The sequence below is a fragment of the Anaerostipes sp. Marseille-Q3525 genome (assembly GCF_018223505.1).
Lineage (GTDB): Bacteria > Bacillota > Clostridia > Lachnospirales > Lachnospiraceae > Anaerostipes > Anaerostipes amylophilus.
Map to the genome: position 1 here is coordinate 33459 of NZ_JAGTTT010000023.1, position 7659 is coordinate 41117.

General features: G+C 37.8%; 11 protein-coding genes. All 11 read right to left on the reverse strand.

What is annotated here, in order from left to right; genetic code table 11:
- Positions 1-20: 20 nt before the first annotated feature.
- A complete protein-coding gene (locus KE503_RS10780) occupies positions 21-923 on the reverse strand; it encodes a dihydroorotate dehydrogenase (protein WP_022375656.1) in 903 nt (300 codons plus the stop codon).
- Positions 923-1690, reverse strand: coding sequence for a dihydroorotate dehydrogenase electron transfer subunit (locus KE503_RS10785; protein ID WP_055197412.1), 768 nt, complete (start codon positions 1688-1690; stop codon positions 923-925). The genes KE503_RS10780 and KE503_RS10785 overlap by 1 nt, the downstream gene beginning before the upstream one ends.
- 70 nt (positions 1691-1760) lie before the next feature.
- Positions 1761-2684 (reverse strand): orotidine-5'-phosphate decarboxylase, encoded by a 924-nt coding sequence (pyrF, locus tag KE503_RS10790; RefSeq protein ID WP_055197410.1) that lies wholly within the window; start codon positions 2682-2684, stop codon positions 1761-1763.
- Between the two features lie 143 nt (positions 2685-2827).
- Positions 2828-3487, reverse strand: a complete 660-nt coding sequence (locus KE503_RS10795) for an HAD family hydrolase (protein WP_022374239.1) — start codon at positions 3485-3487, stop codon at positions 2828-2830.
- A gap of 46 nt (positions 3488-3533) precedes the next feature.
- Positions 3534-4700, reverse strand: coding sequence for a 2-iminoacetate synthase ThiH (gene thiH / locus KE503_RS10800; RefSeq protein ID WP_055197408.1), 1167 nt, complete (start codon positions 4698-4700; stop codon positions 3534-3536).
- Positions 4701-4702: 2 nt separating this feature from the next.
- Entirely contained in the window at positions 4703-5473 is a 771-nt protein-coding gene (locus tag KE503_RS10805; protein ID WP_055197406.1) for a thiazole synthase, read from the reverse strand.
- Positions 5474-5532: 59 nt separating this feature from the next.
- Positions 5533-5727 (reverse strand): sulfur carrier protein ThiS, encoded by a 195-nt coding sequence (thiS, locus tag KE503_RS10810; RefSeq protein WP_022375383.1) that lies wholly within the window; start codon positions 5725-5727, stop codon positions 5533-5535.
- Between the two features lie 377 nt (positions 5728-6104).
- On the reverse strand, positions 6105-6653 hold the full coding sequence (locus KE503_RS10815) for an N-acetylmuramoyl-L-alanine amidase (RefSeq protein WP_212385209.1): 549 nt from the start codon (positions 6651-6653) through the stop codon (positions 6105-6107).
- Between the two features lie 16 nt (positions 6654-6669).
- On the reverse strand, positions 6670-6903 hold the full coding sequence (locus KE503_RS10820; RefSeq protein WP_212385210.1) for a holin: 234 nt from the start codon (positions 6901-6903) through the stop codon (positions 6670-6672).
- Positions 6904-6917: 14 nt separating this feature from the next.
- Positions 6918-7226 carry a hypothetical protein gene (locus KE503_RS10825; RefSeq protein WP_212385211.1) on the reverse strand — a complete coding sequence of 103 codons (309 nt, stop codon included), beginning with the start codon at positions 7224-7226 and terminating at the stop codon, positions 6918-6920.
- Between the two features lie 102 nt (positions 7227-7328).
- Positions 7329-7496, reverse strand: coding sequence for a hypothetical protein (locus tag KE503_RS10830; protein ID WP_212385212.1), 168 nt, complete (start codon positions 7494-7496; stop codon positions 7329-7331).
- Positions 7497-7659: the final 163 nt, after the last annotated feature.

Below are 7659 nucleotides of genomic sequence, written 5' to 3' on the forward strand. Positions count from 1 at the left end.
CCTCATCCTCCTTTATTTATCTATTTGACACATCCGATCAATTCATTGATATCATTGATCTGATGTCTTTCCATATAAGCTTTGATTCCGTCAACAACTTCAAGTGTCGTTGCTGGATTGATAAAGTTTGCAGTTCCTACAGATACTGCTGTGGCACCAGCCATGATAAATTCCAATGCATCCTCAGCTGTTGCGATTCCACCCATACCAATGATCGGCACGTCTACTGCATTCGCAACCTGATATACCATACGGACAGCAACTGGCTTGATCGCTGGTCCTGACATTCCACCAGTTTTGTTGGCCAAAACAAAATCGCGTCTTTCAATATCGATCTTCATTCCTGTTAATGTATTGATCAGTGAAAGTGCATCACTTCCAGCATCAACCGCTGCCTTTGCCATCTCTGTGATATCTGTGACATTCGGACTTAACTTCATAATGATCGGCTGTTTTGCCTTTGCTTTTACCGCCTTTGTAATCTCATATAAAGCTTTTGGATCCTGTCCAAAAGCAATCCCGCCTTCTTTAACATTCGGACAGGAAACATTGATCTCTAACAGATCTACCGGTTCATCAGAAAGTCTTTCTACAACTTCCACATAATCTTTCTCTGACTTTCCACAAACATTGACTATGATCGTTGCTCCTGCTTTCTTAAGATATGGGACATCACGTTCTACAAATACATCGATTCCAGGATTCTGAAGCCCGATCGCATTTAACATTCCACCATAAACTTCTGCCACTCTTGGTGTTGGATTTCCTGGCCATGGGACATTGGCAACTCCCTTTGTTGTTACCGCCCCTAATTTAGAAAGGTCCACAAATTCGCTGAATTCTTCACCTGAACCAAAAGTTCCTGATCCAGTTGTGACAGGGTTCTTCATTGTTACTCCGGCAATATCAACTGATAAATTCATTATAGTTCCACCTCCCTGGCATCAAATACTGGTCCATCTTTGCAGACACGTTTATTATGAACATGTGAATGAGAGTCTACGTCTTTTGACTTACACACACATGCTAAGCATGCACCGATTCCACACGCCATTCTCTCTTCCATGGAAATCTGTGCTTCGATTCCCATTTCTTCGGCATATGCCTTGATTCCACGAAGCATTGGTGTTGGTCCGCATGCATAGATGATGCTTCCTTCGACACCCTGCTCTTTGATCGCATCGATAACATTTCCTTTTGTTCCATAAGATCCATCTTCTGTGGAAATCACGACATCTCCAACTGCCTCAAATTCGTCTTTTAAAAACATATCGCTGTCACGATATCCTAAGACCGCTGTCTTCTCACAATCTAACTGTTTCATCAACTCTAGCATTGGAGGAATTCCGATTCCTCCACCGATCAAGATCGCTTTTTTATCTTTCTGTGTAAATCCATTTCCTAAAGGCCCTAAAATTTTCACTGTTTCGCCTTCTTTATAATCGGATAGCTCTTTGGTTCCGTCTCCAACTGTACGGTATACGATCCTTAAAGTTCCTGCTTCTTTATCGATCCCACAGATACTGATCGGTCTTGGAAGAATCTTGCTTTTATTATTTAAATAAACAGAAATGAACTGTCCTGCTTTCGCTTCTTTTGCAATCTCTTCTGCTTTCAATGTCATATCAAAGATTCCGTCTGATAAAGATGTATGACGAATGATCTCTGCCATTACCTGTTTCTTACTCATCTTGTAATTCTCCTTTATCTGGATGTTTTCTTTCCTTACAAAATTTCTCACAAAATAATTGGGAAATTATTTATTTTACCCAAGCCTGTTTTAAATCTTCTTTCATATCAAGCACAGCCTGTCTTGATGCATCGGCGTAATTTTCTTCTCCAAACTGACTATATGCATCCTGCTTATATGCACAGATGATTCCTCTGGAAGAGTTGATGATCGCACCTAATCCATCTTCGTTAAAGAATGGTGCAAGATCTTTTGCCTGACCACCCTGTGCTCCGTATCCTGGAACTAAAATGTATGATTTTGGCATGATCTTTCTTAAGACTTCTCCCATCTTAGGATATGTTGCTCCAACAACAGCTCCGACATAGCTGTAAGAGTCTCCCATAAGTTCATCTCCCCAAGCAGCGACTTTCTCTGCTACCATCTCATATAATGGTTTACCATCGATCTGCTGATCCTGAAATTCTCCACTGGATGGGTTAGACGTCTTAACTAAGATAAACATTCCTTTTTTCTCTTCCTTGCATACTTCCATAAATGGACGGATTCCATCACTTCCAAGATATGGATTGACTGTTACGAAATCTTCACAGAATCCACTATATGTCTTGCTTCCAACTGCAACCTTTCCTACATGTCCAACCGCATATGCCTTGGATGTTGATCCAATATCTCCACGTTTGATATCTCCGATGATCACAAGACCTTTGCTCTTTGCATATTCACAAGTCTTGTTAAATGCAACAAGTCCTGGAACTCCAAACTGTTCATACATAGCGATCTGTGGTTTCACTGCTGGAATCAGATCATATGTAGCATCAATAATTCCTTTGTTATACTGCCAGATTGCTTCTGCCGCTCCTTCTAAAGTCTCCCCATACTCAGCAAATGCTGCTTTCTTGATATACTCTGGTACATAATCAAGCATTGGATCTAATCCAACAACAATAGGTGCATCTAATTTCTTAATATTGTTTACTAACTGATTGATCATCGAACTCTCCTTTATATCTTTATTTTTATATTTCAAAAGGTTATACCTTTCCTTACTATAGTAGTTAAGGTATATTCAATTTATCTTATCACAAAAAGGGAGTTTCGTCTATGAAACTCCCTAAAATCAATTTTAAATTTGTATTACAATTCTTTTGCGAAAGAAAAATCTTGCATTGTCTTTATCACTCCCGGACGTTTTAAGAATTCTTCTTCCTTTTCTTTGTCACAGATTGCAACAATCTGTCTGCATCCGGCATCATATGCATTTTTAAGTCCTGAATTAGAATCTTCATAAATTCTGATATCTTTCATATCGACACCGATCACATCCGCTGCCTTGTGAAACATTGCGATCTTATTTTCATAAGTTCCATCATCATAAATGATATCTTCCGGCTTGATCCAGCGATCTAGTCCAAATGATTCGATAAAGAAATCAATATTTTCTTTAATTGAAGCACTCGCGATCGTAAATGGAATACCTTTTTCTTTTAAATAATCAAAGAATTCACATACACCATCGACCAGATGAAAACTGTCTTTATCTTCTTTGCAGAATTTGCGATAATATTCTTCTTTTTTTTGAGAATATTTTTTCTGATCTTCTTTTGTTGCTTTTCCATCTGTAAAATATAAAATATTTTGTATATTCGGTGTTCCGTTTAATTTCGTGTGAAGTTCTTCCAATGTGATTTCTTTTCCACGTAAGATCTTAGAAATCTCATTCCACGCTTTCACATGTTTATCATTATCAAAAAATAATGTTCCGTTGAAATCAAAAATAATTCCTTGATATTCCATTTTCAGTCACCTCATCTGTTTTTTCTTTATCGTAACACGAAAATCTTTATACGTAAATATAATCTGTCATAACCGGCTGCATACCATTGTCCTCTATCATATGATAAATTTCATCGACTGATCTTCCGTCACTGATCTCAAACTGCTCATCACCTTTTTCTTCTTCCTGACTGTGTCCTCCGATTCCAACATTTACTCCTGCTGAAATCTTTGTCGCTGCGATCTGAATGATGTTGTCACGGAATCTTTCACATTCACGTGTTGAGATCGTAATACTTGCAAATGGCATAAAGATTCGATATGCACAAATGATCTGTAGAAGCTGTGGTTCATGAACATCTTTTGGATTGATCTTATCGTTATTAATGATCGGACGTAATCTAGGACATGAAAATGCGATTTCTGCATGTGGATATTTTTTCTGTAAAAGATATGCATGCATTCCTGTTGCCAGTGCATCTTTTCTAAAATCATCCAATCCTAAGAGAGCAGCAAATCCGACACCTCTCATTCCACCCATGATCGCGCGTTCCTGAGCATTGAGACGGTATGGGAAGATTCTCTTTCTTCCACCCAAATGCAGTGTCTTATATTTGTCTGAATTATATGTTTCCTGGAAGACTGTAACAAAATCTGCCCCACATTCATGCAGATATGCATAATCTTTAGAATCCATTGGATATACTTCAAGACCGATCAGTTTAAAATATTTCTTCGCGATCTTACATGCTTCTCCGATATATTCCACACTTGATTTGTTAGGACTTTCTCCTGTTAAGATCAGAACTTCTTCCAGTCCTGTCGCTGCGATCGCCTGCATTTCTTTTTCAATCTCTTCATAATTAAGCTGTGCACGTTTGATCTTATTGTGACAGTTAAATCCACAATAAACACAATAATTTTCACAGTAGTTTGCTATATATAATGGAGTAAAGATTGCTACAGAATTTCCAAAATGTTTTCTTGTCTCTTTCTGTGCTTTCTGTGCGATCTCCTCTAAGAACGGTAGTGCTGCTGGTGATAATAATGCTTTAAAATTATCAACAGAACAAGTTTCGGCTGCCAATGCTTCCTTCACATCTTCTGCAGTATAAATATCTGCGTCGTAACTGTTCATCTCCGCAATGACACGGTCCATGATATCAGAATCAATTGCTTCCATGTCATCGGTATATTTCATATGATCTGTATTTTCATCAATTCTTACACTCATGATTAATCCTCCAAAAATCCTGTTAATGGTGATGATGCACTAGAACCTTTTTCAATGACTCTTCCAAGTCCTGCAAGATACGCACTTCTTCCTGCTTCGATTGCATTTTTAAATGCTTCTGCCATAGCTGGAATATCTCCTGCTGTTGCAATTGCTGTATTTACCATAACAGCATCTGCTCCCATTTCCATTGCCTCACATGCCTGTGATGGTTTTCCGATTCCTGCATCTACAATGATCGGAAGATCAATCTCATCGATCAAAATCTGGATAAAGTCTTTCGTACAGATTCCTTTGTTAGATCCAATTGGAGACCCAAGAGGCATAACTGCAGCTGCCCCAGCATTTACAAGATCTCTGGCTGCATTTAAGTCTGGATACATATATGGCATAACAACAAATCCTTCTTTGGCAAGGATTTCTGTCGCTTTGATCGTTTCATAGTTATCTGGAAGCAGATATTTGGAGTCATGAATCACTTCGATCTTAATAAAATCTCCACATCCAACTTCTCTTGCAAGTCTTGCGATACGAACTGCTTCTTCTGCATTTCTTGCCCCAGATGTATTTGGAAGAAGTGTGACACCTTCTGGAATATAGTCAAGAATATTGGCTGTATCATTTGTGTTTGTTCTTCGAAGTGCCAGCGTAATGATCTGTGCTCCTGCATTCTGCACTGCTGCATTGATCAGATCTAAGGAATATTTTCCTGATCCTAAGATAAATCTTGAGTCAAACTCATGTCCACCGATGATTAACTTGTCCTGTTTCATGTTATTCTCCTTTATATATGTATAATTTATTGCCTTTTTTGCTTTCTGTTATCTTCTGATCATCCACCTCCAACAAATGCTACAACCTCTAATGTATCACTGTCACTTAGAATTACATTGGAGTATTCTCCTTTCGGAACAATCTCCCCATTTTTTTCCACTGCAATTCTCTTATCCGAAAATCCTTCCTGTGTTAAAAAATCAGATAGTGCAACTGGTTCTTTTAATGCTTTTATCTCGCCATTTAAACGCATCTGCTTCCTCCTTCTTCCTGCTTTCTTTTAAAGGCATAAAAAAAGGGGTCCACGAAGAAGCTTCACACCCAAGGTGGTGTGCCCCTTTGTGGACCCGATCATTTCAGATTCACTCTATTTGTAGACTACCATATTGATATTTTTTTGTCAAGTCATTCCTTTGTTCTAAAAAAGAAAAGCCTTAAACACAATCGTGCTTAAGGCTTATGACTCCAACGAGAATCGAACTCGTGATTCGACCTTGAGAGGGCAATTTTACGAGTTCTTTTCGTTCATTCTAACGCTTTTATGCCATTTTTTCAACCAAATTTCTAAAATATCTTTATATAATTCATATTTTAAAATATCTTTGTTGGCGAAATTGTTGGCGAAGTTTATTATCCTGTGATACCATCGGCAATTGCTTTTGCGATCTGCTTATAACCAACCTTCTTGTAAAGATCATAGTCATCTTTATCATCAACGAAGCATACCTCGATCAGAATTGCTTTATTGATTGTGTGATTCAGATAATATAAACCGCCGGTTGTTTTAATACCACGATTTGCGAATCCAAGCTTTTTCATATTTGCAAGGATTCTGTTACCTGCAGTCTTTTTAATGCCTTCTTCTTTTGTACACCAGATTTCCGTTCCAGCAACTTTCTTATCTCCTTTTCGGTCATTTCTACCACTGTTCAGGTGGATTGATACATCAAGTGTTGCTTTTCTCTTGTTACATTTTGCACAAATCTTTTTCAGAACATCTGTCTGGCTTGTTCCGTTACTAACTGTACAATTATATGCTTTGTGTCCTTTTTTCTTTAATAATCTTACAACCTCTTTGCAGATCTTTCTGTCTTCTCTGCTTTCATCTAACAGATCACTTGCCCCACATGCGATCTTTCCTGCTGGGTTGTGTCCTCCGTGAATGTTATATACTGCCATATTCTTATACCTCCTATTATTCTTCGTTCTCTGAGATTTCTGGGATTCCTGCTACACTTGTTAAGATAGATGCTACTCCGGCTAATGCTGCAGTTCCTGCTACAACTTTCCAATCCACTTGTTGAATCATCTGTGCTGCAGGGATTAAGGATACTGCAGTTTGTGCCATAGTTTTTACAGCTCTAATCGCAGCAGCTTTCAGCCATTTTTTTGTATTAACATTAACTTTTAATACTGTGTTTTTAAACATATGTATGCTCCTTCCTATTTTTTGATCAAAAAATCTTGTAATTCATCTCGGATTTCTTTCATCGTAGTGATTCCGTTACCTGTGATCTCGTGGTTGATTATTACCAAAAGACTTCTTAAGATCATCTGATTTGAGCTTTCAATTTCTTTCAGTCTCTTGTTATCATTATCAAGAAGCTTATCATGCTTTTCGACTTTAGCTTTCAGATCATCATTTGGTTTCCGAATCTCTTTCACAATCTTCCAAAGTGTCCAAAGTCCGGCCACAAATGAACAGAACCAGATAATCTGCTCTGATGTAATTATGAAACCTGTGTTTGGCATTCCTTGCCCTCCGTTGTTTCTTTACTGTAGATTAAAATTTTATTAGTTTATCGCATAAAAATAAGACCTCTGTGGGTCCTGCTCTGATTTCTAAATTATATTTCATTCTTCTGTATTTTCCTTTACTTCATTCTTCTGTTCTTCCTTTTTCTGTTCCTCTTTGATAAGTCCTTCTACAAATCCGAGACATTCAGCCATGATTTTCGTATTTCGACCTTTTGTTTCGATCATATTCATTGTGTTATATAATTTCACAAGTTTTTCTTTCATTGTCAGCCTCCTTATACATCTTCTGCATCTTTAAATTCTGGAAGTGTTTTTAAAAATTCGTATGCTTCTTCTATTGTCATATCTGGATCATAGTCGGTTTCATAAGTTTTACTCCGCATGTATGGACGGCTTAAACTGTTTTTCTTTTCATCCTCGCGAATAT